Below are 23810 nucleotides of genomic sequence, written 5' to 3'. Positions count from 1 at the left end.
TGGAGCGCCCCGAGCGTATCGAGCTGCTGCACCTGGGCCGCTCGGTGGAGGGTGCCAGCTGTGCCGCTCCGGTCTGAGCGGGTGGTGTCTCAGGCAAGCACTGGCACCATCCGCTCCGTACTCCGGCTCATTGTCACTGAAGGCGCAGGCGAGGTCTTTAGAGGCGGCTTCCATCAATCAGTCCACCTCGTCTTGGGCTTTAGCACGGTGACCAGCAGGCGGGCGTTCAGCGCGAGTTGGATAAGCTCATCCGAGAAACACCTTGCTCGCCGGATAGGCCACCCGAGCCTTGGCTCGCGTGGCCAGGAAGAAGCCGAGCGTCAGCGGCCCGACGCGCCCGATGAACATCACCGCAATGATCACCGCCCGGCCCAGCTCGTCCAACGCGCCGGTGGTGCCGCGCGAGAGACCGACCGTGCCGAACGCGGAGGTGACCTCGAAGGCGGCGTCGAGGAAATCACCGTCGTGGGTGAGCATGATCAAGAAGATGGCGACCAGCACTGTCATCAGGCTCACCATGGCCAGCGCCAGGACCTTCATGACCTCCTCGGCCCCGAGGCTGCGTCCAAAGACGTGAAGCTGCGAGCGGCGTTTGAAAAAGGCCCGGGTGGCCAGCAGCAGCACGATGAAGGTGGTCACCTTGATGCCGCCCGCCGTCGATGTGCTGCCGCCGCCGATCACCATCAGCGACATGAACATCATCGCCGTGCTCTCATGGATGCCGCCGATATCGACGGTGTTGAACCCGGCGGTGCGCGTCGTCACCCCCTGAAACCAACTGGCCCAGAGCCGCTCGGCGATGCCATCGAGACCACCTAGCGTCGCCGGGTTGGTCCATTCCAGCGCGGCGAACAGGAGCACCGACCAGAGGATCAGGCTCAGCGTGCCGACGATCATCAGCTTGGTGTGCAGCGAAAAACGGCGCCAGCCGCGCTTGCCGTAAAGCTCAGTGACGACGACGAAGCCGAGGCCGCCGAAGATGAACAGCGCTGGCACCACAAGGTTGATGATCGGGTTGCCGACCCAGTGCGACAGGCTATCCGGGAATAGCGCGAAGCCGGCGTTATTGAAGGCCGAGACCGTGTGGAACAGCGCTTGCCAGAGTCCCTCTGCCCAGCCGAACTCGGGCACGAAGACGATGGCAAGCAGCGCCACGCCGAGCAGCTCGCAGGCCAGCACCACCTTGATGATGCCGCGCACCAGCGCCAGCAGATCGGTGATCGAAGTCTGGTTGAGGTCGTCGCGCAGGTAGATACGATGCGAGATGCTCAGCGGCAGGCCCAGCATGGTCAAGACCAGCACCGCGAAGGTCATGAGCCCAAGCCCGCCGAGCTGGATCAGCAGCATGACCACGGTCTGTCCGAACAGGGTCAGCTGGTTGCCGGTATCGATCACCACCAGGCCCGTGACGGTGACCGCCGAGGTGGCGGTAAAGAGGGCATCGGACCAGGAGATCGGCTCCGGCGTTGCGACCGGCAGTTTCAATAATCCGGCGCCGGCGGCGATCAGCGCCGCGTAGAGCAAGGCGAGGATCGCGGGTGGCGGGATCTGGAGCCGCCCGCCCTTTCTAATCCACTTCAGGCGCATGACCCGAACCAGAGCGCAGATCAGAGGCTGTCACCGAGGCGCCGCATGTTCTCGCGGCGCCCCAGCAGCAACAGCTTGTCGTCGGTTTGTAGTTCTGCGCTGCCACTCTCGCAGGAGAGGAACTCCGAGCCGCGCATCAGGCCAAGCGCGCGCACGTCAAAGTCATCGCTCAGTCTCAGCTCATCGATCCGTTTTCCCGCGAGGCTTTCGGGCACGCGGAAATCCACCACATGGAAGCCGTTGCCAAGGCTCACATAATCGCGCACCAACGGATTGTGCAGCATCTGCGCGATGTGGCGGCCGATCTCCTGCTCGGGCTGGATCACGCGATCCGCGCCCATCTTGCTCAGGATGCGGTGATGGGTGCGGCTGATCGCCTTGACCCAAACGGTGGGCACACCGAGCAGCTTGACGTTCATGGTGCAGAGGATGTTGGCCTCGAGCTCTTCGCCGATGGCCACCACTGCCACGTCGTAATTACCGACGCCAGCCTCGCGCAACGCCTGCTCGTCCCGCCCGTCGGCGATCAACGCCTCGGCCAGCGTCTCGGCGACGTTGGCCACGCTTCGCTCCAGGATATCGATTCCCAGCACATGGTTGTTGAACCGCGCCAGCTCCGAGGCGACCGTGGTGCCGAAGGTGCCGAGGCCGATCACGGCGAAACTGCGCTTTTGTTGTGTTGACATCGACGTTATTCGGGTCGCGATTCCAAGAATGGCGGTGATTCTAGCCCTTGGGCGCCAACTTGCAAAAACGACAGCGAGTCTCGCTGGCTCGCGGGCAAGCGCGCTGCGGCAAAATAATACGCCTTTGTGACGCCATTCTCCCGCCGGCGCCTAGCGCTGTGACGCCCGCGCTCTCTAACCTTTCCAGCGTCAGTCAACAACGCTGTGTGAGGTCATCGTGTACGCCATCCTCCTGTTCGTCGTGCTGGCCTTGCTCGTCTATCTGTCGGTCGCCCTGCTGCGGCCCGAGAGGTTTTAGCCATGGGCATCGTCAGCGCAGTGATTCTCGTCGCCCTGTTCGGGCTGTGTTTCCTGTTCATTGAATGGGAGGACCAGCTATGAATGAGGTTCTGCTCATCTACGCGGCCGCGTTGCTGCTAGCCTGGCCGTTGGGGCGCTACTTGGCGGCGATCTATTCGCCAACACCGACCGCGCTTGATCGGGTGTTTGGCCCTATCGAGTGGGTGATCCATCGCGCCATCGGCGTTCAACCCCTTGCCCCGATGAGTTGGAAAGACTACGGCAAGGCGCTGCTCAAGCTACACGTCATCCTTGGTCTCATCGTTCTGGTGATCCTGATGCAGCAGGGGCGGCTGCCGCTGAACCCGGATGGCATCGCGGGCATGAGCTGGGATCTGGCGCTGCACACCACAGCGTCCTTCATCACCAATACCAACCAGCAGCACTACTCGGGTCAGGCGCAACTGTCCTATTTCGCGCATCTGGTCGCTATCGTCAGCCTGCAGGTGATCACGCCAGCAGCGGGCATCGCGGCGCTGGTCGCCATCCTGCGCACGGCATTCGCGCGACGGGAGGAAACGGCGACGACCAGTGACGGCCCTGTATCGGTCGGTAACTTCTATGCTGACTTGGTCCGCGCGATTGTCCGGCTGATGCTGCCGTTGGCCTTCATCACCGCGCTACTGCTCGCCTGGCAGGGGGTGCCCAACACCCTTGAAGGCGCACAGACCGCCACCCCGCTTGATGCCAGCGCGGCACTTGCCGAGCAGCGCATCCCGGTCGGCCCGGTGGCGCCCATGGTCGCGATCAAGCAGGTGGGCACCAACGGTGGCGGCTGGTACGGGCCGAACAGCTCCGTGCCGCTAGAGAACCCGACGCCGGTGTCCAACTTCGTCGAGACCGTCGCCATCGTGCTGATCCCAATGGCCCTGGTGTTCATGGCCGGCTATCTGACGGGCCGGCGGCGTCTGGCGATCCTGGTGATGGGCGTGATGCTGTCGATGTCGGTGGTCCTGACGGGCATCAATCTTTGGTCGGAGAACCAACCTAACGCCGCCTTTGCCGGCCTCGCCGCCGAGGGGCCGAATCTGGAGGGCAAGGAGGTGCGCTTCGGCGCCACGGCCACGGCGCTCTGGGGCAGCTTCACCACTCAGACCTCGAACGGCTCGGTGAACGGCATGCATGACTCGTTCAACCCACTCGGCGGCGCCTCGCTGCTGATGGATATGTTCATCAACGCCACCTTCGGCGGGGTTGGCGTGGGGCTGATCAACTTCCTGTTGTTTCTGCTGCTCGCGGTCTTCCTCGGCAGCCTGATGGTGGGCCGCTCGCCGGAAGTCTACGGCCGCGCGCTGGAGGCCAAGGAGATCAAGCTGATCTGCATCGCGCTGCTGATCCAGCCGCTTTTGATCCTCGGGCTGACCGCCACGGCGGTCGCGATTCCGGGCCTGGCGCAGAACTCCAACCCTGGCTTCCATGGCCTGAGTCAGGTGCTCTATGAGTACACGTCGGCGTTCGCCAACAACGGGTCCGGCTTCGAGGGGCTGGGTGACGATACGGTCTGGTGGAATGTCAGTTGTGCGGTGGCGCTGATCCTCGGGCGGTTTATTCCGATCCTGGCGCCTCTGGCGCTGGCCGCCCACCTGGCGGGCAAGCGTGTCGCGCCCACCACCTCGGGCAGCCTGGCCGTGGAAACGCCCACCTTCGCCGTGCTGACCCTGGGCGTGATCCTGATGTTCGCCCTGCTCAGCTTCTTCCCGGTCCTGGCCCTGGGGCCGGTCGCCGAGTCCCTGTCACTGGCGGGCTGATCCCTTCGAGGAACTATCATGAAACATCGACGCAACGCATCGAAACTTCTGAATGCCGAGACCCTAGTCCGCTTGGCGGGTGAGTCGCTGCGGCGGCTCGACCCGCGCTGGCTGGCGCGCAATCCGGTGATGTTCGTGGTCGGGGTCGGCACCCTGGTGACCCTGTGGCTGACCGGCGCCGATCTGCTGGCCGGTCGTCCCTGGGGCTTCGATCTGGCGATCAGCCTCGTCTTGCTGTTCACCCTGCTCTTTGCCAATGCCGCCGAGCCCCTGGCGGAGGCGCGGGGCCGGGCGCAGGCCGAGAGCCTGCGCTCGACCCGGGAGCAGCTCGTGGCCCGGCGCGTGCGGGGGGACGCTGAAGAGTCGGTGCCCGCCACCGCCCTGCGTCGCGGCGATCGGGTGCGGGTGCTGGCCGGCGAGCTGATTCCGGCCGACGGCGAGATCATCGACGGCGCCGCCAGCATCAACGAGTCGGCGGTCACCGGCGAATCGGCGCCGGTGCTGCGCGAGGCCGGCACCGACAACAGCGGCGTCAGTGCCGGCACCAAGCTGCTGACCGACAGCATCCTGGTCGAGGTGACGGTGGAGTCGGGCCAGTCGTTGCTGGATCGCATGATCGCGCTGGTGGAGAGCGCCAAGCGGCAAAAGACGCCGAACGAGATCGCGCTCACCGTGCTACTGGCGGCGCTGACCATGGTGTTCCTCATCGTCGTGGCGACGCTGGTGCCCTTCGCCGCCTTTGTCGGCGGCGAGGTCCCAGTGCCGGTGCCAGTGCCGGTGCTGGTGGCGCTGCTGGTCTGCCTGATCCCCACCACCATCGGCGGGCTGCTGCCGGCCATCGGCATCGCCGGCATGGATCGGGCCATGCGCGCCAACCTGGTCGCCAAGTCGGGCAAGGCGGTGGAGGTGGCCGGCAACATCGACACCCTGCTGCTGGACAAGACCGGCACCATCACCCACGGCGACCGCCAGGCCAGCGACTTCCTGCCCTTGGCCAAGATTGCCCCCGAGCAGTTGAGGGATGCGGCCTCGCTTGCGTCACTGGCCGACCCCACGCCGGAGGGCAAGTCCATCGTGGCGTTGGCGAGTGATCGCGGGGCGACCGTCGAGGCCGACCCTGAGGCGCGCGTCCTGGCGTTTTCCGCCAAGACCCGCCTCTCAGGGATCGACCAGCCCGACGGCCGTCGCATCCGCAAGGGCGCGCCCGATGCCATCCGCCGCTTCGTCACCGAGAACGGCGGCAGCTATCCCGACGAGACCAGCGCACTGGTGGAGCGGGTGGCACGTGGCGGCGCCACCCCGCTGGTGGTCGCGGAGGACGACCGGGTGCTGGGCGTCGTGCCCTTGTCCGACATCATCAAGACCGGCATCAAGGAACGCTTCCAGCGGCTGCACGCCATGGGTGTGCGCACGGTGCTGATCACCGGCGACAATCCGCTCACCGCCGCCGCCATCGCCGCAGAGGCCGGTGTGGCCGATTACATCGCCGAGGCCACGCCGGAGGATAAGCTGGACTACATTCGGCGCGAACAGGCGCAGGGGCGGTTGGTCGCCATGATGGGCGACGGCACCAACGACGCGCCGGCCCTGGCGCAGGCCGATCTCGGGCTGGCGATGAACTCCGGCACCCAGGCCGCCAAGGAGGCCGGCAACATGGTCGATCTCGATTCCGATCCGACCAAGCTGCTGGAGGTGGTGGAGATCGGCAAGCAGTTGCTGGTCACCCGTGGCGCGCTCACCACCTTCTCGCTGGCCAATGACGTGGCGAAATACTTCGCCATCCTGCCGGCCATCTTCATCGCCAGCGTGCCGGCCATGCAGGCGCTCGACATCATGCAGCTCAACAGCCCGGCCACGGCGGTGTTGGCGGCGGTGATCTTCAACGCCCTGGTGATCCCGGCGCTGATCCCGTTCGCGCTGCGCGGGGTGCGCATCCGCCCGATCAGTGCCGATGCGCTGCTGCGCCGCAACCTGTTGATCTACGGTCTGGGCGGGCTGTTGCTGCCGTTCCCGGCGATCAAGCTCATCGATCTTGGTCTTGGTTTGCTGATGTAGGAGACCGTCATGAAAAGAACCCAATCCGTTGCTCTGAAGTCCCTCGCGAGTCCTGTAAAAAGCTGGCTGGCGGCACTGCGCGGCGCCTTGGTGCTGATGCTGCTGTGCGGCGTCCTCTACCCGCTGGTCACCGTGGCGATCGGTGGCGTGCTGTTTCCTACGCAGTCCACCGGCAGCCTCGTCGAACGCGATGGCACGGTGATCGGCTCGGCGCTGGTCGGTCAGCCGTTCAAGGCACCGGGCTACTTCCACGGCCGTCCCTCGGCTGCCGGCTACGATCCCTTTGGCGTCTCGGGTTCCAATTGGGCGCCGAGCCACCCGGCGCTGCGCGACCGGGCGGCGGCCAGCTCAAGCGAGATCGCCGCCGCCAACGCCGTGGAACCGATGGCGATCCCTGTCGATCTCATCGCCGCCTCCGGGTCGGGCATCGATCCCCACATCAGCCCGGCGGCCGCTGAACTTCAGATCGACCGGGTCGCCGCCGCGCGCGGGCTGCCCCGAGCAGCCGTCGCGGCCTTCGTGGCCGGACATGTGGAACGGCCCGTGTTGGGCGTATTGGGACAGCCGCGCGTCAATCTGCTGCAGTTGAACCTGGCCCTGGATGGGCTCGACGCTGAGCCGGTCACCAGGTAGGCATCAGTCTGGGCACTGCAGCGCATGGCCGGGGATGGCCCATCCCCGGCCTTTTGGTTCAACCGGCCTTGGCGGAAGTGACGACAAACCAGGAGAGATTCAGGTTGGAACGACCATGAATGCGACAGTGAACGATCGGCCCGACCCCCAGGCCCTGCTATCGGCCATCACGCGCGAGCGTCACGGGGCGCTCAAGATCTTTCTAGGCGCCTTCCCCGGCGTTGGCAAGACCTACAAGATGCTGGAGGCGGCGCGCGAGGCGCGGCACGAGGGCGCCGATATCGTCATCGGGATCATCGAGAGCCATGGCCGGCAGGAAACCGAGGCGCTGTGCGAGGGACTGGAGTCCATCCCGCTGCTGCCGCTCGAGTATCGCGGCGCGCAGTTTCGGGAGCTGAACCTGGATGCCATTCTCAAACGCGCGCCAGCCGCGGTGCTGATCGACGAACTGGCCCATCGCAACATTCCCGGGACCCGCCATCCACGCCGTTATCAGGATATCGAGGAACTGCTAGAACACGACATCGATGTCTGGACCACGGTCAATATCCAGCACCTGGAGAGTCTGAACGATGCGGTTGCACGCATCACCGGCGTGCGCATGCGGGAGACGGTTCCGGACACCCTGCTCAGCGCGGCGCGCGACGTCGTGCTGGTGGATCTGACACCTCGCGAGCTGATCGAGCGGCTCAAGCAGGGCAAGGTCTACGTCCCGGAACAGGCCCGCGCGGCTCTTGATGGCTTCTTCAGTCCGACCAATCTGTCGGCCCTGCGCGAGCTGACCTTGCAGACCGTGACTGAGCGCATCGATCGCGATGTGCGCGAGGTCATGCGCACTCAGGGGGTCGCGGGTCCCTGGCCGGTGCGCGCGCGCATCGTTGTCGCCGTTGATGGCGTCGGTAATGGTGATGAGCTGGTGCGCCTCGGCCGACGCCTCGCCGAGCGGCGTCGGGCGCCCTGGAGCGTGGTGTTCGTCGATCGCGGCGACACCGGCCCGGAACAGCAGGCCGGTGTCGAGCGCACCTTCGAGCTGGCCGCGCGTCTCGGCGGCGAACCTGTCACGCTGCGCGGCCACGATCCCGTGGAGGAATTGATCGCCTTCGCGCGCGAGCACAATGCCACCACCCTGGTGGTCGGACGGAGTCGGCAGCGACCCTGGGCAGGACGCTTTGGCACCACCTTGAGTCAACGCCTGTTGCGCCAGGCCGAGGAGTTCGAGATCACCTTCGTGGCCTCAAGGTCGGCCCGCGTGCGGCGACGTCGACGCTGGCTCCGGCGACTTGAGCCCGCGCGTGATTATGTCCTGTTACTGGTTGTGGTCGCGGCGGCGACCGGGGTTGCCGCCGCCATCGAACCACTGGTTCCCTTGCCCAGCTTGTCGTTGGTCTTCCTGACCGCCGTGTTGCTGGTCGCGGTGCGCACGGCCATGCGCCCGGCATTGATCGCTGCGGTCCTGAGCGCTGCCGCCTATAACTTCTTCTTTACCGAGCCGCGTTACACCTTTGCCATGTCTCGCACGCATGAGCTGGTGACCGTCGGTTTTTTTCTGATCATGGGCCTGATCGGCGGCCAGTTGGCTGGTCGTCTGCGCCACCAGGTGCTCGCGCTGCGCGGCACCAATGAACAGACGCAACGGCTGCTGTCCCTGAGCCGCCGCCTGGCGGCTGCGGTCGACCTCGCGACGGTCCATCGCGAGGCGACCCTGGCCATCGCCGAGCATCTGCACGTGCCGGTCGTGCTGCTCGCACCCAGTGATGGCGGTCAGATGGCACTGGCAGCCGCCTCACAGGACGAGCTGGCGCTGAATGACAAGGCCTGGTCGGCGGCACAGTGGGCCTATGATCACCGGCAACCGAGCGGCTTTCAAACCCAAACCCTCTCGGCGATCGATTGGCGCTTTCTGCCCCTGGCCATCGATCAGGACTGCTTCGGTGTGCTCGGTGTCTATCAACCAAGCCAAGGTTTCCAGAGTGAACAACTCGCCGCCATCGATGCCCTGATCACGCAGGTGACGATGGCCATTGCCCGTATCGGTCTCGCCACCACCCTGGAGCAGGCCAAGATCGCGGAAGAGACCGAGCGCTTGCGCTCCGCGCTGCTGTCATCGGTCTCGCACGACTTGCGCACCCCGCTGGCCTCGATGATCGGGGCCGCGAGCAGCTTGCGTTCGCTGGATGAAGCGCTTTCCACCAAGGACAGACAAGAGCTGCTTGACGCCGTGATCAGTGAAGGCGAGCGACTGAACCGCTACATCCAGAATCTGCTCGACATGACCCGACTCGGTCACGGCACCTTGAAACTGGAGCGGGACTGGATCGGCATCGACGATATTCTCAACTCGGCGCTGCGCCGCACCCGCGAGCTGCTGAGCCAGTGTCGGTTGGTCAGGAACATCGAACCGGGCCTGCCGCTGCTCTATGTGCACCCGGCATTGATCGAGCAGGCGCTGGTCAATGTCATCGAAAACGCGGCGAAATTCTCGCCCGACGGCGGCGACGTGCGGGTGGCGGCGACGCGTGAGGGCGCCGAGCTCCTGATCAGGGTCTCGGATGAAGGACCAGGCATTCCGCCCGATCAGCGCGAACAGGTGTTCGACATGTTCTTCACCGGCGGCGAAGGGGATCGCGGCAAGCATGGCAGCGGGTTGGGGCTGGCTATCTGCAGCGGCATGATCGGCGCCCACGGCGGGCGCATCGAGGCGTTCCCGGGTCCGGGCGGTCGGGGAACCAGCATCGCTATCCGCTTGCCGCTGACCGAGCCTCCAGTCGGCGAACAAGAGGAGTGAGATGAGAGGAGTGAGTGAACAACTCACTTTTCTCAGGTCGCGTTCCCTTCATTTCTGGTAACGACAAGCACGCATGACGGAAAGCCCAACATCGGCCCGTATCCTCATCATCGACGATGAGGACCAGATCCGTCGCTTCCTGCGTATCAGTCTCAAGAGCCAGGGATATCAGGTCATCGAGGCGGAGACAGCGGGGAACGGTCTCGAGCTCGCGGCGACCCAGACGCCGGACTTGATCGTGCTCGACCTTGGTCTTCCCGATGCCGATGGCCAATCGGTGCTCACTGAACTGCGGCATTGGTCGAGCGTGCCGGTCATGATCCTGTCTGTGCGCTCATCGGAGAGCGACAAGGTTGCCGTGTTGGACGCGGGTGCTAACGATTATGTGACCAAGCCGTTCGGCATCCAGGAATTCCTGGCGCGTGTGCGTAACCTACTGCGCCTGCCCAGGGCGACGACGATGCCCGATGCCGGAGTCTACGATGACGGCTATCTGCGGATCGATCTGGTCAAGCGTTTGGTGTCCGTGATGGGCGAAGAGGTTCGCCTCACGCGCAAAGAGTTTGCCATTCTCAAGCTGCTGGTCTCGAGTCCCAACCAGGTCGTCACCCAAACCCAGCTGTTGCGCGAGGTCTGGGGACCGACCCATACCAATGACACCCATTATCTGCGCAACTTCGTCGGTCGTATTCGACACAAGCTGGGTGAAGACACCGATGAGCCGCGCTATCTAAGAACGGAGCCCGGGGTTGGCTATCGCTTTCTCGATGGCAGGTGCCATTGACGCTCGCCGGTGAGGAAGTAGTACTGGCCATCGGACAGCTATAGCACCAGCTCCAGCTCGAACGAGAGGTGGGCATCCAGGTTCTCGAGCGGGCAGACATGGCCGCCCTGCGCGCAACGCAGGCCGTTGACCCGGCCCTCGACCGTTGTATCGGCATGCGCGAGCGCTCCGCTCAGTAGGGCAATCAGGCCTATGCCGGCCGCCAGGCTGGCGATGGGTTTGAGAGCGCGTCGCTGTGTCGACATGGCGTCACGCTCAGCAACCGTTCGCGCAATAGACCGACGTCGTTGAATCGGCGTCGCCGCTGTCATCGGTCTCGTCCTCGCGATGCGCGCCTTCGTCGTCAGCATTGTCCAAGAGGAGTGCCGCCTTAAGACTCGCCTCAAAGGCGAGCGCGCGCTGCAGCGCGCGCGCACAGGGGGCGCACTGCGCCGCATGGGCTTGGAGATCGGCTTTTCGTCCTTGCGGATCGACCAGCAGTTGCCGGCGAAAGGATAGACAGTTCACGGGTTGAGCCCTCTGCGCGACGCGGATAGCGCTTGGATACCGGGTAGGACCAGCCATCCGCCGCAGATATTTCGTGTTGATGACCAACCGCGCATGGCCGCACTGCAGCGAACCGATACCGCGTTGCAACGGATCGTTTTAACGAAACGTTCTCTTCGTCGGGTCGAAACTCTATAAAGGCACTATAAAACAATAAGTTAAAAGATGGCACGAGAGCTGCGATAGAGCAGGCAGATCACTCATCGACTTCGGGAGTTCCTCCATGTCTGCTTCTGCTGCACTCGCATCCACCCCATCGCTGGAGACGCTTGAGGCGCCGAGCTTTGAGGTCCTCGCGGAGACCCATCGGCACAGTCTCTTCAAGTACGCCTACCGGCTCTCCGGTGACAGACAGGTCGCCGAAGATCTGGTCCAGGACAGTCTGCTGCGGGCCTGGCGCTCGTTCGATCGGCTGCAGAACCCGGCCGCAGCGCTGGGCTGGATGAAGACCATCGTGCGCCGCGAGAATGCGCGCCGCTTCGAGCGCATCCAACCGCGCGAGAGCGCGATGCCGACTGAAGAGCTGCCGGCACAGGCGGCTCGGGACTACGACACCTCCACCGATGCCTTTGTCCTGCGCCGGGCGCTTCGTGCGCTGACCGACGAGTATCGCGAGCCGCTCATCCTGCAGGTGCTGCATGGCTACTCGCAGCAAGAGATCGCGACGCGCCTTGGTCTCACCTCTGCGGGGGCGGGCACGCGGCTGTTTCGCGCCCGCCAACGGCTGCGCGATGCGCTGGGCGAACGGTCATGACGGCCGCCAGGGGGCTTGACCGTACCGACCTTGGCCGGCGCGGAGTGCTGGGCATGGTGGAGTGCGGCTGTGGTCCAGCGAGGCCCTTGCTGCTGGTCGAAGACAACGCGCCTCTGCGCCAGATGCTGAGCTGGGAGCTGAGCGACCTCGGCTATCAGATTCGTGCCGCTGGTGACTGCGCTGAGGCCCGGCAGCTCATCGAGAGACAGCCGGTGCGCGGAGCCCTGATCGATATCCGCTTGCCGGATGGCGACGGACGCGAGCTGGGGGCGGAGCTGGCAGGGCGTGCTCCAGGGCTCACGATCGTGCTCATGAGCGGTGCCCATGATCTGCAGCCTGATCCGGCGCTGGCGCCTCATATCCGCGCCTTTCTGAGAAAGCCGGTCAATCTGCACAGTGTTCACCAGTTGTTTGTTGCGAGCGAAAAGCCGGCGCGACCGGCTCAACCCTAGGAGTGCTGTATGCGTGCCGCTGAGCTCTTTGTCCGCTGTCTCGAGAACGAGGGTGTCGAGTACATCTTCGGCATTCCAGGCGAGGAGAACCTCGACCTGATGGATGCACTGATCGACAGCCCGATCCAATTCGTCACCGTTCGCCATGAGCAGGGTGCGGCCTTCATGGCCGATGTCTACGGCCGCCTCACCGGTCGACCCGGGGTCTGCCTGGGCACGCTGGGGCCCGGTGCGACCAACCTGGTCACCGGCGTTGCCGACGCCAATCTCGATCGCGCGCCGGTGGTCGCGATCGCCGGACAGGGCTCGACCCATCGCTTGCACAAGGAGAGCCACCAGATCGTCGACCTGGTGAACCTGTTCGCGCCGGTCTCCAAGTACGCGACCTCGGTGCGCGAGCCCGAGGTGATCCCCGAGGTCGTGCGCAAGGCGTTCAAGGAGGCGACCATGGAGAAACCGGGGGCGAGCTTCATCGAGCTGCCCGAGAACATCGCCGCCGCTGAGGTGGCGGAGACGGCGCCGCTGCGGGTGCAGAATCCGCGCACGCCCTGGCCGCCGGAGGAGCGCCTGGCCGAGGCCGCGGCGCTGATCGCCCAGGCCGAGCGGCCGCTGGTGCTGGCCGGCAACGGCGTCATCCGCGCGCGCGCCGCCGCGGCCCTGGACCGCTTCGCCGCGACCCTGAACATCCCGGTCACCAAGACCTTCATGGCCAAGGGCGTGATCCCGCGTGATCACCCGTTGTCGCTCGGTACCGCTGGGCTCTCGGGTGACGATCTGATCGCCTGCGGCTTCGAGCGCGCCGATCTGGTCATCTGCGTCGGTTACGACATGGTCGAGTACCACCCCGAGCGCTGGCACCGCAATCCGCAGCAGGCGGTGATCCACATCGGCCAGCAGCCGGCCGAGGTCGATGCCCATTATCCGGTGGAGGTTGGGATCGTCGGCGACATTGGCGCCGCGCTGCGCGGCCTGACCGAGTCCCTGGAGCCGCGCGCCGAGAACTGGGCAGATGGCCTCAATCAGTCGATCCAGGCCGAGAACCGCGAGTACGCCGAGGACAGGGGCTTTCCGATCAAACCGCAGAAGATCCTCTGGGATCTGCGCCAGGTGATGGCGCCTGAGGACATCCTGATCTCGGACGTCGGCGCACACAAGATTTGGATCGCGCGCATGTGGCAAGCCTTGGCGCCGAATACCTGCATCATCTCCAACGGTTTCGCCGCCATGGGTATTGGCGTGCCCGGCGCGCTGGCGGCCAAGCTGGTCCATCCCGAGCGGCGCGTGGTGACCATCACCGGCGATGCCGGCTTCTTGATGAACTCCCAGGAGCTCGAGACCGCATTGCGGCTCGGGCTCGCCTTCGTGGTCCTGATCTGGAATGACAGCGCCTATGGCTTGATCAAGTGGCATCAGGACCGGCGCTTCGGCCGCGATACCCAGATCGGTTTCAACAACCCGGACTTCGTCCAGTACGCCGAGAGCTTCGGTGCCCGCGGCTATCGGGTCGATTCAGCTGAGCAGCTGATCCCGGTCCTCGACCAGGCGCTGCACTGCGGCACCGTCGCCGTCATCGACTGCCCGGTCGACTACGCCCAAAACATGCTGTTGACCGAGCGCCTCGCCGCGCTGCAGTGCCCGGTCTGAGAGGAGTCAAAGACGATGCTCACGATGTTCGATTCGACCGAAAACTTCCTGCTGACGTCCTTGCAGCTGATGTCGGCGCTGTTCATCTTTGTCATTGGCCTGGCCGCCCTTTGGGGCGTCTACGCCTTTATCGTCGACAGCACCCAGAAGGCGCAGGCGATCCGCCGCAACTATCCGGTCATCGGCCGCTTTCGCTATCTGTTCGAGCGCCTCGGTGAGTTCTTTCGCCAATATTTCTTCGCCATGGACCGTGAGGAGCTGCCGTTCAATCGGGCGCAGCGCAATTGGGTCTATCGTGCTGCCAAGGGCGTCGACAACACCGTCGCCTTCGGCTCGACACGCAACCTGACGGTGCCGGGACAGGTGATCTTCGTCAACTGCCCCTTCCCAACCCTGGGCGAGGATGCGGTGCCGCCGGAGCCGCTCACCATCGGCCCCTTCGCGCGCGAACCCTATACCACCGCCGGGCTGTTTCATATCTCCGGCATGAGCTACGGTGCCATCTCCAAGCCGGCACTCGAGGCCTTGGCGAGCGGCGCGGCCAAGGCCGGCTGCTGGCTCAATACCGGCGAGGGTGGGCTCTCGCGCTATCACCTGGAGCGGGGCGCCGATCTGGTGTTTCAGATCGGTACCGCGAAGTACGGAGTGCGCGATACCGCTGGGAACCTCAGCGATGAGCGCCTCGAAACCGTCGCCGCGCATCCGCAGGTGCGGATGTTCGAGATCAAGCTCAGTCAGGGCGCCAAGCCCGGCAAGGGCGGCATCCTGCCGGCGGCCAAGGTCAACTCCGAGATCGCCGAGATCCGCGGCATCCCGGTCGGCGTCGACAGCATCAGTCCGAATCGCCACCCGGATGTTGGCAACACCGCCGAGCTGCTCGATCTCATCGAGCGGGTGCGCCGAGTCACCGGCAAGCCAGTCGGCTTCAAGGTGGTGCTCGGCGCCTACGGCTGGCTCGATGAGCTGTTGACCATGGTGCATGAGCGCGGTGAGGCCTCGGCGCCGGATTTCATCACTGTCGATTCCGCCGACGGTGGCACCGGCGCCGCGCCGATGCCGTTGATGGACGACATGGGCCTGCCGCTGCGGGTCAGTCTGCCGATGCTGGTCGATAAGCTGACCGAATACGGGCTGCGTGGGCGCATCCGGGTGATCGCCTCGGGCAAGCTCGTCACTCCAGCCGATGTCGCCTGGGCGCTCTGTGTCGGGGCCGATTTCATCACCTCGGCACGCGGCTTCATGTTCGCGCTCGGCTGCATCCAGGCGCTGCAGTGCAACAAGAACACCTGTCCGACCGGTATCACCACCCATCAGCGCAAGTTCCAACGTGGCCTGCATCCGCCGACCAAGGCGGTGCGCGTGGCCGCCTACGTGCAGAATCTGGTCAAGGAGGTCGGCGTCATCGCGCACTCTTGCGGCGTGCGCAGCCCGCGCGAGCTGCGGCGCTTCCATGCCCATCTGGTGCAGGCGGATGGACGCACGATCGGCCTGGATCAGTTCTATCCGGAGTCCGAGCGGCAGATCATCGCGGCCCTAAGCCGGCCGCGGACCTGGCCGCGCGATCAGATCGCGGTGGCGGAGGATGCTGAGCGCCAACCGCGGCCAAGTCCGAGTCCGCTTGAGCTATCGCGCAAGCCATCGCTTGAGCCTCCGATCGCGGCGATGAAGTCCGCTCCGTCGCTGCACGCGCCGGTGAAATGAGCTGGCCTCGGCGGCGCATCGTTTGCAAGGCACCTCTCGTTTGGCCATCCGTCGGTTAGGACTTTCTTACTCGGATGTGGTCAGTATCGCCAGCAACGCCCGCAGCAGGTTAAGCGGCGTCGGCGGGCAGCCGGGAATCCCGACATCGACCGGCAACACCTGGTCGACACCGCCGCGACAGGCGTAGGAACAGCCGAATTCGCCGCCGTTGCAGGCGCAATCGCCGGCGGCGATGACCCACTTCGGTGAAGGTATGGCGCGCCAGGTGCGTCGTAGCGCTTCCTCCATGTGCCGCGAGACCGGACCAGTGACCAACATCGCGTCGGCATGGCGCGGTGAGGCGACGAAGTGAACGCCGAACCGCTCCAGGTCGTAGTACGGATTGTTCAGGGCATGGATCTCCAGCTCACAGCCGTTGCAGGAGCCGGCATCGACATGCCGAATCGCCAGGCTGCGGCCGAGGCGGGCATCGATGCGACGCTGCAGGGCGATACCGATCTCGGCCAATGCCTGATCATCGGTCGCGGGAACCGGCTCGGTGGCGAGTCCAGTGCGCAGTGCTTGCGTCAGGATGCGGAGCATGGTTGCGTCGTCATAGGTCGTGGCCCGAATACGAAGCGTTCACGGATTTGTTGCAGACCGGGAAGTCCGGGACGATATTGCCGTGGATCAGCCGCTCCAGCGCCGGCCAGCTGAACCAGCTCGGGTCGCGGGCGAAATAGCGCGCGACCCGCCCGTCAGTGCCGAGGCGTACGAACGCCAACACCTCACCGCGCCACCCTTCGATCAGGCCGAGTCCGAGCGAGCCGGGAGGCGCCGGCGGCAAGTCAGCGGCGATCGGCCCCTCCGGCAGGTGCTGCAACAGCGCATCCATCAGGTCAAGACTCTGACGAACCTCCTGCATGCGCACCCGCACGCGTGCCGCCACGTCACCTTCCTGTTGCACCGGCACCTCGATGGCAAGTCCGAGCCCATCATAGGGTGGATAAGGCGCATCCCGACGCAGATCAAAGTCCAGCCCGCTCGCCTTGGCCAGATACCCCGTGCAGCCTAAGGCACGGGCATCCTCGGCATGCAGCTGCCCGGTGCTGAGCAGCCGATCCGCGAGCGACGGCAGGTCATCGACGATGGCGAAGATCGGGACGACCGCGCGCCGCAGAGCCGCGTGCTCAGCGCGCAGGCGCGCGAGCGCGGCCGCATCCAAATCAACGGCAACCCCCCCGGGGATGACCTGATCCATCAATAAGCGATGGCCGAAATGGACCTGGCTCGCGCGCTGCCAGCGCTCGCGCAGCCGCGCGCATTGCATGTGCACAAAGGCCATGCCGACGTCGTTGCAGATCGCGCCGATATCGCCGATGTGGTTGGCGACCCGCTCGCGCTCGCACAGCAATCCACGCAGCGCCAGTGCGCGCTCCGGGACCACGCAGCCGGTGGCGCGCTCCAGCGCCTGACAGGCGGCCCAGGCATGGGCGACGGTCGAATCGCCACTGACTCGCCCCGCGAGCCGCGCGAGCCCCATGGCGTCGCGGCCGACCGCCAGTCGCTCGATGCCCTTGTGCACGTAGCCGAGCCGTGCCTCCAGCTGCAGAACCGTCTCGCCCTCGGCATGGAAGCGGAAATGTCCGGGCTCGATGATGCCGGCATGAACGGGGCCGACCGGGATCTGATAGACGCCGTCACCGGGCAGCGCCTCGAAAGGATAATCCCAATCCGCCGGGGCGCGATGCTGCTCATCACCCGCCAATGGAAACTCCGCCCGCAGCGGGAAACGCCCTTCGGCCCAGGCCTGATGGCGGGTCCAGCGATGCGGGTGCGGATGGCCGATAAAACGCACGCCAATCAGATCCTGCGCATGGCGCTCGAGCCGATCGAGCCCTGGATACCAAGGGGTCTGCGAGGGCAGTTCCGGCCGAGCCAGCGGCACCTGAGTCTCCAGCAGCAGATAGTCGCCGTGTCGTTCCAGGACCGCACGCAGCGTGATCGCGGGCTCGATCTGGTCTGTGCGCTCTGCTGCGGCCGCGTCGATGGTCTCATCGGGAGTCACGGCATGCGCTGTGGCAAGCAGTGCAACGTCGGACGCCACTGGGCGCGCGCGATCCGGCGGATCAGCGAATACGCCGGCATGACGCAGTCCCATCGCGGCGGCGATCCGCGCCGCCGCGCCCCAGTCCTCGGCCAGCACGCACAGCCGGTGGGCAGGGACCAGCGTCTGCTGATCCGCATCACGCAGGCGCAGACGCGCGTCTCGCATCCGCTCCTGGTATTCAGACAACCCATCGAGGTTCTTCATCTCTATCTCGGTGTGCGTCGGCTCAGGGGAAAGAGGCCAGTATCATTTGGCCGATCATCCGGGCAGCCCAATACCGGCGATCAACAGCACGGCATCGTCGAGCCAACCGACCAGCAGCACCGGCATCGCGACCCCAAGCCAGATCACCAGCCCAAGATGAACCGCAACCGGCCACATGTTCGCCGCCACCGGCAACTGCCCAGCCGGCGGCGTGCCATAGACCATTGGCTGCAGGTGCCGAAACAGACCGGCGAAGGCGATCGCCAGTCCGACCACCAGCGCCACGCTGAGCCAGGGCGCAGTCTTCATCGTGGCGCTCAACAGCAGAAACTCGCTGGTAAAGATCCCGAACGGCGGAAAGCCGGCGATGGCGGTGACACCGAGCAGCAGTCCCCAGCCTACTGCGGGCTGGGTGCGGAGCAGGCCGCGAATCTGGTCGATGCGCTGCGTGCCGGCGATCTGGGTGGCATGACCAACGCTGATGAAGATCGCCGACTTGGTCAAAGAGTGCACCAGCATGTGCAGCAGGGCGCCGAAGGTGGCCAGCGCGCCGCCGAGCCCAAAGGCGAAGGTCATCAGCCCCATGTGCTCGATGCTGGAATAGCTGAACAGGCGCTTGATATCGCGCTGACGATGCAGGAACAGCGCGGCAACCAGGAATGACACCAGACCGAAGCCCATCATCAAGTGCCCGGCCAGCTGTGGCGCGGCGGTTGCGGCGAGCGAGCCGTCCACCAGCATCTTCAGCCGCACCAGGGCATAGAGCGCGATATTCAACAGCAGACCGGAGAGCACCGCGGACATCGGCGTCGGTCCCTCAGAATGCGCATCCGGCAGCCATTGGTGCATCGGCACCAGACCGACCTTGGTGCCGTAGCCCACCAGCAGAAACACGAACGCCAGGCGCATCACCGCCGGGTCCAGCTCGCCGGCCGCCGCATGCAGCAGGCTCCAGGTCAGCCCGGCGCTGGGATCGGCCAGCACATGCTGTGCGGCGAAATAGGTCAGCACGGTGCCGAACAAGGCCAAGGCGATGCCGACGCTACAGAGGATGAAGTACTTCCAGGCCGCCTCGATCGCCTCCGGCGTGCGGTACAGCGAGACCAACAGCACCGTGGCCAGGGTCGCACCCTCGACCGCGACCCAGAGCACGCCCAGGTTATCGGTCGTCAGCGCCACCAGCATGGTCAGCATGAACAGCTGATAGAGGCTGTGGAAGGTGCGCAACCGACGCGGGCCAATGCGCCCGTCGACGCACGCGTGCACCATGTAGGGCCGCGCGAAGATCGCGGTGGTGAAGCCAATGAACGCGGTCAGCAGGATCAGCGAGACATTCAGGCTATCCACCTGCCAGGGCAGGCTCAGCGCGCTGACGCGCAACTGGCCCGTCGCGGCCACGCCAGCGGCGAGCCAGAGTGCGGCGAGGAAGGTCAGCGCCGAGATCGCCAGCGACAGCCAGCCGACCAGGCGCCGGCTCCAAACTTGATGATGGGGGTGCAACGGCGGCAGCAGCAGGAGCAGCAGCGTACCCGTCAAAGGCGTCAGCAGGAGCCAGGTCAGGGCGCTCATCGCGGCGCCTCACCGCCAGCGTCCGCGCCGCCCACCCCTGGATCGGCAGCCGCATCCGCCTCGCGCAGCCGGTTAAGCCGGTCCACGTCTAGCGAGTCGATGCTATCGCTGATCTGCAGGAAGAAGACGCCGAACAAGACCATCGCCACCAGCACGTCGAAGGCGACGCCCAACTCCACCACCAGGGGCATGCCGCCGGTGGCCGAGACCGCCGCCAAAAACAACCCGTTCTCCATCGACATGAAGCCCAGCACCTGGGCCACTGCCTGCGCCCGACTCACCATCATCAACAGCCCGATCAGCACCACGGCCAGACTCACGGCGATGATGTTGCGGGTGAAGGCGAGCTCGTCGGCGATGATCGGCAGCACCAGCCACCAGCTGAAGATGACCAGTGCCACCGCGCCACTGGTTGCCAAGGCCGGGCGAGCGATGGTCTCGCGATGCCGCTCCAGCGCCAGCCGCCGCACCAGGCGATGCAGCATCCAGGGGATCAACAGCGCCTTGAGTATCAGCGTCAGCAGCGCCGAGAAATAAAGATGATGGCTCCCCTCGATGAGGGCGACCACAGCCGTGACGGCGGCGATCAAGCCACCCTGCCAGGCGAAGGCGTGGATCGCCGAGACCAGCCGCGCCTGCGCCAGCAGCACGAAGGATAAGAACAGCACGAGCGCCGCGAGCAGGACGAGCGCTTGCTGCAACAAGGGCAGCTCGGCCATGTTCACGCGCCCACCTCTAAGATGACATGGCTCAGCAGTCCAAGCAGTCCGAGCAACAGCGCCAGATTGAGCAGGGTCGGCACTCGAAACAGCCGCAGCTTCGCAAACAAGGTCTCGGCCAGGCCCAGGGCAGCGCCGAGCAGGGCTAGCTTGATCAGGATTGCCACCGGGGCCAGCAACAGCGGTCCGAGGGTCGGTGTGGCAGCGATCCCCCAAGGCAGAAACACATTGGCGAGCAGCACCGCGTAGAGCAGCAGCTTCAGTTGTGCCGCCCACTCCATCAGGGCCAGGTGGCGGCCGGAGTATTCCAGCAACATCGCCTCGTGGGTCATGGTCAGCTCGAGATGAGTCGCCGGGTTGTCGACCGGCAGGCGCCCGGTCTCGGCGATCGCAACCAGCACCAACGCGGCGAAGGCGAACAGGTACGAGGGTCGTACGACCAAGCCCTCGGCCAGATGCGTGCCCATCACGCTGGACAGATTCGTGCTATGCGCGGTCATCGCGAGCGTAAAGGCGGCCATCAACATCGCCGGCTCCGCCAGTGCTGAGACCAACATCTCGCGCGAGGCTCCGAAGCCGCCGAAGGCGGTGCCGACGTCCATGCCGGCGAGAGCCAGAAACACCCGGCCCAGGGCCAGCAGACCGGCGAGCACGATCAGGTCGGCGATCACAGCGGTCGGCAGTTCGAGCGCCAGCATGGGCACCGTGGCGGCGGCCAGCCAGGTCGCCACCAGCACCAGGTAGGGCGCGACGATGAACAGCGGCGAGGCGGTGTGCGCGACCCGGGTATCCTTGGCGAACAGCTTGCGCAGATCGCGATACGGCTGCAGCAGACCGGGCCCACGTCGGCCTTGGAGCCGCGCCTTGACCAGGCACACCCAGCCGACCAGCAAAGGGGCCAGTGCCAGGTAAAGCAGCGCCTGCAAAAGCGCCAGAAGCCAGCCGATCAGGGTGAGCGAGCTGCTCATCGTCCATACCCCGTAGCCGCCGCGACGGGCGTCGTGATGATCCACAGCAGCACCACCAGGGTTGCCAAGGTCCAGCCGAGATACAGCCGCACGCTGCCGGATTGCAGGCGTACCACTCGTCGCGCCGCCTGCTCGACGAGTCGGCTGACCGGCAGGTAGAGCCAGGCCCAGGCGCGATCGCCGATGCGCACCAGCCAACGGCGGCTGCCATCATCACGCAGCGCCAAGGTCTCGGTCAGCGCAAAGGCCGGCGCGAACACGCGCCGCAGGGGCTGGGCGAAGCCGCCGGCACTCATCTGCATCGAGGGCGTTGGCACGGCAAAGCCGCAATCCCAGGGATCGCAGCGGCGCTGGCGCCGGCGCCTACCAGCGGGATTCAGCAGGCGCTTGAACAGCAGCAGCGTCAGCCCGGCGATCCCCAGCAGGAGCAATACCACCAGGGGCGCGCTGTAGCTCGCGGTCTGCGCCGAGATTGGTGTCAGCCAGAGCCAGCCATGGGCGGTGGCCTGGGGCAGTCCGACGCCGAGCAGCAGCACCGGTACCTGACCGAGCAGTCCGAGCACGGCAGCGGGCAGCACGCCCAAGCCGATGCAGAGCACGGCCAGCAAACCGAGCGCGGCGCGCATGCCCAGCGGTGCCGGGCGTGCGCGGCGCACATGGCGCGAGCGCGCCTGACCGAGGAAGGCAATGCCGAAGACCTTGACGAAGGTCACGGCCACCAACGCCGCGGTCAGCGCCAGCGCGGCGGCGGCCAGTGGCACCAGCGTGCGCAGCACACCACTGTCCAGCTGCCACGCCTGCAGCGCGGCCTGGAACAACAGCCACTCGGAGACGAAGCCGTTCAACGGCGGCAGTCCAGCGATCGCCAACACCCCGATCAGGACGAACAAACCGGTCCAGGGCATGCGTCGCAGCAGCCCGCCCATCTGTCCCAGATCGCGCTCATGGGTGCTGTGCAGGATGGCTCCGGCGCCGAAGAACAAGAGCCCCTTGAACAGCGCATGGTTGAGCGCGTGATAGAGCGCGGCCACCAGCGCCAGTGCCCCGAGCATGGGCAGATTGGCACTGAGAAACAGCAGCGCGAGCCCAAGCCCGAGGAAGATCACGCCCAGGTTCTCGACCGACGAGTAGGCGAGCAAGCGCTTGAGGTCGGTCTGGACCATGGCATACAGCGCGCCAAGCACCGCCGAGGCGCCACCGACCAGGATCAGTGCCACACCCCAGGACCAATGCGGGTTGCCGATCAGATCGAACACCACCCGCACGAACCCATAGACCGCGACCTTGAGCATCACCGCCGACATCAGCGCCGAGATATGCGAGGGCGCTGCCGGATGTGCTTCGGGCAGCCAGGCGTGCAGCGGCACCAGGCCGGCCTTCATGCCGAAGCCGACGAAGGCCAGGCTGAAGGCGATGGCCGCCCAGGTCGGGCTGAGCTCAGCGCTGCCCATGCCCGCGAACCTGAAACCGTCGCCGAAGGCTGCGAGCACAGCGTAGGCGAGCAGGATCAGCAGGCCGCCGAGATGGGCCATCAACAGATACAGAAAGGCGGCGCGTCGGCTGGCCGCCTGTTCATGACGGAAGGCCACTAGAAAATAGGACGCCAGCGACATCAGCTCCCAGGCCAGCATGAACAGAAAAGCATCGGCCGCCAGCACCACCAGCAGCATGCCGACCACAAACAACCCGGTGCAGGCCCCAAGCATGACCAGCGAGCTGTGCTCCTGCTCAAAGTCACGCACATAGGCCGGACCGTAGAGACCGACCGCGCCGGTGACCAGGCCGATGATGACCAGGAACCAGCCCGCTAAGGCATCGAGGTGCAGCTGCCAAGGTAGCCACGGCAGGCCGAACGGGAGGGTTGCCGTCTCAGCTTGGCCAGAGGCCAAGGCGCCCAGTCCGGCCCCAAGCGCCAGCAGACCGGCGAGGCCGAGTAGCGGCAGGGACACTTCGCGCAGCAGCCAGGGCCAGCGACCGGCCGGCAGCGCGGCGAGGCCGGAGAGCAGCGATAGCAATACGGCCAGCCCCGCCAGTCCGAGTGGGGATGGGAGTGCCGGCATCAGCGCCGACAATGGCTCGGGCATCAGGCGGCGCTCCGCGCTGAGGGCTGGTCACTGAGCTCGGCGGAGTTGGGCGGATCAGCCGCGGTGGCCAGCGCCCTCATTCGCACGCCGCGTCCACCGCCGGTACTGGTCGCGCCCTCGGCGATCAGCTCGACACCCGCACGCTCAAGCGCGTCGACCAGCTTCATCAACGAGTCCACGTTGCCGCGGATCATGCCGTTGCTGGCCTCCATGCGCTGAATGGTGGGCAGCGACAGCCCCGCTGCCTCGGCCAGCTGGCGTTGATCCAATCCGAGTAGCGCCCTTGCGGCGCGCAGTTGTGGGGCGATGAGCATGTCTTAACAGTTGATAAGTAATTTTAGACGTTAACTATAGTGCTACAAAATGTTAGAAAGCAAGTCTAAAGCATCAGTCTCATCGCTGATCCCACCGAGGCCGTCGTTGCCTGTCTTCAGGCCGGCACTGACCGGCTTCGTCGTTAGCA

At 65.6% G+C, this 23810-nt stretch carries 21 protein-coding genes; 10 read left to right on the top strand and 11 right to left on the bottom strand.

Going from position 1 to position 23810, the window contains the following annotated elements; translation table 11 throughout:
• Positions 1-246 precede the first annotated feature (246 nt).
• Complete coding sequence (locus tag AC54T3_RS12395; RefSeq protein ID WP_323683859.1) at positions 247-1587, bottom strand: TrkH family potassium uptake protein; 1341 nt, start codon at positions 1585-1587, stop codon at positions 247-249.
• 20 nt (positions 1588-1607) lie between these two features.
• Entirely contained in the window at positions 1608-2273 is a 666-nt protein-coding gene (locus AC54T3_RS12390; RefSeq protein WP_496625137.1) for a potassium channel family protein, read from the bottom strand.
• Between the two features lie 217 nt (positions 2274-2490).
• Between AC54T3_RS12390 and kdpF the strand changes: the two genes are divergently transcribed.
• The 6 genes from kdpF to AC54T3_RS12360 all read left to right on the top strand — a co-directional run bounded on the left by kdpF (position 2491) and on the right by AC54T3_RS12360 (position 10617).
• Complete coding sequence (kdpF, locus tag AC54T3_RS12385) at positions 2491-2571, top strand: K(+)-transporting ATPase subunit F (protein WP_416274564.1); 81 nt, start codon at positions 2491-2493, stop codon at positions 2569-2571.
• 79 nt (positions 2572-2650) lie between these two features.
• Positions 2651-4360 (top strand): potassium-transporting ATPase subunit KdpA, encoded by a 1710-nt coding sequence (kdpA, locus tag AC54T3_RS12380; protein ID WP_496625136.1) that lies wholly within the window; start codon positions 2651-2653, stop codon positions 4358-4360.
• A gap of 18 nt (positions 4361-4378) precedes the next feature.
• Complete coding sequence (gene kdpB / locus AC54T3_RS12375) at positions 4379-6415, top strand: potassium-transporting ATPase subunit KdpB (RefSeq protein ID WP_496625135.1); 2037 nt, start codon at positions 4379-4381, stop codon at positions 6413-6415.
• Positions 6416-6424: 9 nt separating this feature from the next.
• A complete protein-coding gene (gene kdpC, locus AC54T3_RS12370) occupies positions 6425-7048 on the top strand; it encodes a potassium-transporting ATPase subunit KdpC (RefSeq protein WP_323683855.1) in 624 nt (207 codons plus the stop codon).
• Positions 7049-7163: 115 nt separating this feature from the next.
• A complete protein-coding gene (locus tag AC54T3_RS12365; RefSeq protein WP_496625134.1) occupies positions 7164-9833 on the top strand; it encodes a DUF4118 domain-containing protein in 2670 nt (889 codons plus the stop codon).
• Between the two features lie 73 nt (positions 9834-9906).
• On the top strand, positions 9907-10617 hold the full coding sequence (locus AC54T3_RS12360) for a response regulator (RefSeq protein WP_496625133.1): 711 nt from the start codon (positions 9907-9909) through the stop codon (positions 10615-10617).
• 38 nt (positions 10618-10655) lie between these two features.
• On the opposite strand, the gene AC54T3_RS12355 is transcribed toward AC54T3_RS12360, so the two are convergent.
• Complete coding sequence (locus AC54T3_RS12355; RefSeq protein WP_496625132.1) at positions 10656-10862, bottom strand: hypothetical protein; 207 nt, start codon at positions 10860-10862, stop codon at positions 10656-10658.
• A gap of 10 nt (positions 10863-10872) precedes the next feature.
• On the bottom strand, positions 10873-11124 hold the full coding sequence (locus AC54T3_RS12350) for a hypothetical protein (RefSeq protein ID WP_496625131.1): 252 nt from the start codon (positions 11122-11124) through the stop codon (positions 10873-10875).
• 262 nt (positions 11125-11386) lie between these two features.
• Between AC54T3_RS12350 and AC54T3_RS12345 the strand changes: the two genes are divergently transcribed.
• The 4 genes from AC54T3_RS12345 to AC54T3_RS12330 are packed head-to-tail and all read left to right on the top strand — an operon-like array spanning position 11387 to position 15714.
• Complete coding sequence (locus AC54T3_RS12345; RefSeq protein ID WP_496625130.1) at positions 11387-11917, top strand: sigma-70 family RNA polymerase sigma factor; 531 nt, start codon at positions 11387-11389, stop codon at positions 11915-11917.
• Positions 11914-12369, top strand: a complete 456-nt coding sequence (locus AC54T3_RS12340) for a response regulator (RefSeq protein WP_496625129.1) — start codon at positions 11914-11916, stop codon at positions 12367-12369. Before AC54T3_RS12345 ends, AC54T3_RS12340 begins: the two co-directional genes overlap by 4 nt.
• A gap of 9 nt (positions 12370-12378) precedes the next feature.
• Positions 12379-14013 carry an acetolactate synthase large subunit gene (locus AC54T3_RS12335; RefSeq protein ID WP_496625128.1) on the top strand — a complete coding sequence of 545 codons (1635 nt, stop codon included), beginning with the start codon at positions 12379-12381 and terminating at the stop codon, positions 14011-14013.
• A 24-nt stretch (positions 14014-14037) separates the two neighbouring features.
• On the top strand, positions 14038-15714 hold the full coding sequence (locus tag AC54T3_RS12330; RefSeq protein WP_496625127.1) for an FMN-binding glutamate synthase family protein: 1677 nt from the start codon (positions 14038-14040) through the stop codon (positions 15712-15714).
• A 66-nt stretch (positions 15715-15780) separates the two neighbouring features.
• On the opposite strand, the gene AC54T3_RS12325 is transcribed toward AC54T3_RS12330, so the two are convergent.
• Genes AC54T3_RS12325 through AC54T3_RS12295 form a run of 7 tightly spaced genes read right to left on the bottom strand, consistent with a single transcriptional unit; the run spans position 15781 to position 23661 of the window.
• Positions 15781-16296, bottom strand: a complete 516-nt coding sequence (locus AC54T3_RS12325) for an NADH-quinone oxidoreductase subunit B family protein (protein ID WP_496625126.1) — start codon at positions 16294-16296, stop codon at positions 15781-15783.
• Positions 16297-16306: 10 nt separating this feature from the next.
• Positions 16307-18007, bottom strand: coding sequence for a hydrogenase large subunit (locus tag AC54T3_RS12320; RefSeq protein WP_496625124.1), 1701 nt, complete (start codon positions 18005-18007; stop codon positions 16307-16309).
• Between the two features lie 54 nt (positions 18008-18061).
• A complete protein-coding gene (locus AC54T3_RS12315; RefSeq protein ID WP_496625123.1) occupies positions 18062-19576 on the bottom strand; it encodes a hydrogenase 4 subunit F in 1515 nt (504 codons plus the stop codon).
• Positions 19573-20295, bottom strand: coding sequence for a formate hydrogenlyase (locus AC54T3_RS12310; protein ID WP_496625122.1), 723 nt, complete (start codon positions 20293-20295; stop codon positions 19573-19575). Before AC54T3_RS12310 ends, AC54T3_RS12315 begins: the two co-directional genes overlap by 4 nt.
• 2 nt (positions 20296-20297) lie before the next feature.
• Positions 20298-21263, bottom strand: a complete 966-nt coding sequence (locus AC54T3_RS12305) for a respiratory chain complex I subunit 1 family protein (protein WP_496625120.1) — start codon at positions 21261-21263, stop codon at positions 20298-20300.
• Positions 21260-23347 carry a hydrogenase 4 subunit B gene (hyfB, locus tag AC54T3_RS12300; RefSeq protein WP_496625119.1) on the bottom strand — a complete coding sequence of 696 codons (2088 nt, stop codon included), beginning with the start codon at positions 23345-23347 and terminating at the stop codon, positions 21260-21262. Before hyfB ends, AC54T3_RS12305 begins: the two co-directional genes overlap by 4 nt.
• A complete protein-coding gene (locus AC54T3_RS12295; RefSeq protein ID WP_496625117.1) occupies positions 23347-23661 on the bottom strand; it encodes a helix-turn-helix domain-containing protein in 315 nt (104 codons plus the stop codon). Before AC54T3_RS12295 ends, hyfB begins: the two co-directional genes overlap by 1 nt.
• Positions 23662-23810 lie beyond the last annotated feature (149 nt).

It is taken from the genome of Halochromatium sp. NSM3, from assembly GCF_059621085.1.
Note: the sequence above shows the minus strand (reverse complement) of the source record. Positions and strands in the feature narration are given on the sequence as shown.

Coding starts and splice junctions, on each gene's coding strand:
- hyfB (WP_496625119.1), bottom strand. CDS start 23,347: ATGCCCGAGCCATTGTCGGCGCTGATGCCGGCACTCCCATCCCCACTC.
- AC54T3_RS12335 (WP_496625128.1), top strand. CDS start 12,379: ATGCGTGCCGCTGAGCTCTTTGTCCGCTGTCTCGAGAACGAGGGTGTC.
- AC54T3_RS12345 (WP_496625130.1), top strand. CDS start 11,387: ATGTCTGCTTCTGCTGCACTCGCATCCACCCCATCGCTGGAGACGCTT.
- AC54T3_RS12315 (WP_496625123.1), bottom strand. CDS start 19,576: ATGAGCGCCCTGACCTGGCTCCTGCTGACGCCTTTGACGGGTACGCTG.
- AC54T3_RS12325 (WP_496625126.1), bottom strand. CDS start 16,296: ATGCTCCGCATCCTGACGCAAGCACTGCGCACTGGACTCGCCACCGAG.
- AC54T3_RS12320 (WP_496625124.1), bottom strand. CDS start 18,007: ATGAAGAACCTCGATGGGTTGTCTGAATACCAGGAGCGGATGCGAGAC.
- kdpB (WP_496625135.1), top strand. CDS start 4,379: ATGAAACATCGACGCAACGCATCGAAACTTCTGAATGCCGAGACCCTA.
- AC54T3_RS12295 (WP_496625117.1), bottom strand. CDS start 23,661: ATGCTCATCGCCCCACAACTGCGCGCCGCAAGGGCGCTACTCGGATTG.
- AC54T3_RS12330 (WP_496625127.1), top strand. CDS start 14,038: ATGTTCGATTCGACCGAAAACTTCCTGCTGACGTCCTTGCAGCTGATG.
- AC54T3_RS12365 (WP_496625134.1), top strand. CDS start 7,164: ATGAATGCGACAGTGAACGATCGGCCCGACCCCCAGGCCCTGCTATCG.
- AC54T3_RS12355 (WP_496625132.1), bottom strand. CDS start 10,862: ATGTCGACACAGCGACGCGCTCTCAAACCCATCGCCAGCCTGGCGGCC.
- AC54T3_RS12360 (WP_496625133.1), top strand. CDS start 9,907: ATGACGGAAAGCCCAACATCGGCCCGTATCCTCATCATCGACGATGAG.
- AC54T3_RS12390 (WP_496625137.1), bottom strand. CDS start 2,273: ATGTCAACACAACAAAAGCGCAGTTTCGCCGTGATCGGCCTCGGCACC.
- AC54T3_RS12340 (WP_496625129.1), top strand. CDS start 11,914: ATGACGGCCGCCAGGGGGCTTGACCGTACCGACCTTGGCCGGCGCGGA.
- AC54T3_RS12305 (WP_496625120.1), bottom strand. CDS start 21,263: ATGAGCAGCTCGCTCACCCTGATCGGCTGGCTTCTGGCGCTTTTGCAG.
- kdpA (WP_496625136.1), top strand. CDS start 2,651: ATGAATGAGGTTCTGCTCATCTACGCGGCCGCGTTGCTGCTAGCCTGG.
- AC54T3_RS12310 (WP_496625122.1), bottom strand. CDS start 20,295: ATGGCCGAGCTGCCCTTGTTGCAGCAAGCGCTCGTCCTGCTCGCGGCG.
- AC54T3_RS12395 (WP_323683859.1), bottom strand. CDS start 1,587: ATGCGCCTGAAGTGGATTAGAAAGGGCGGGCGGCTCCAGATCCCGCCA.
- kdpC (WP_323683855.1), top strand. CDS start 6,425: ATGAAAAGAACCCAATCCGTTGCTCTGAAGTCCCTCGCGAGTCCTGTA.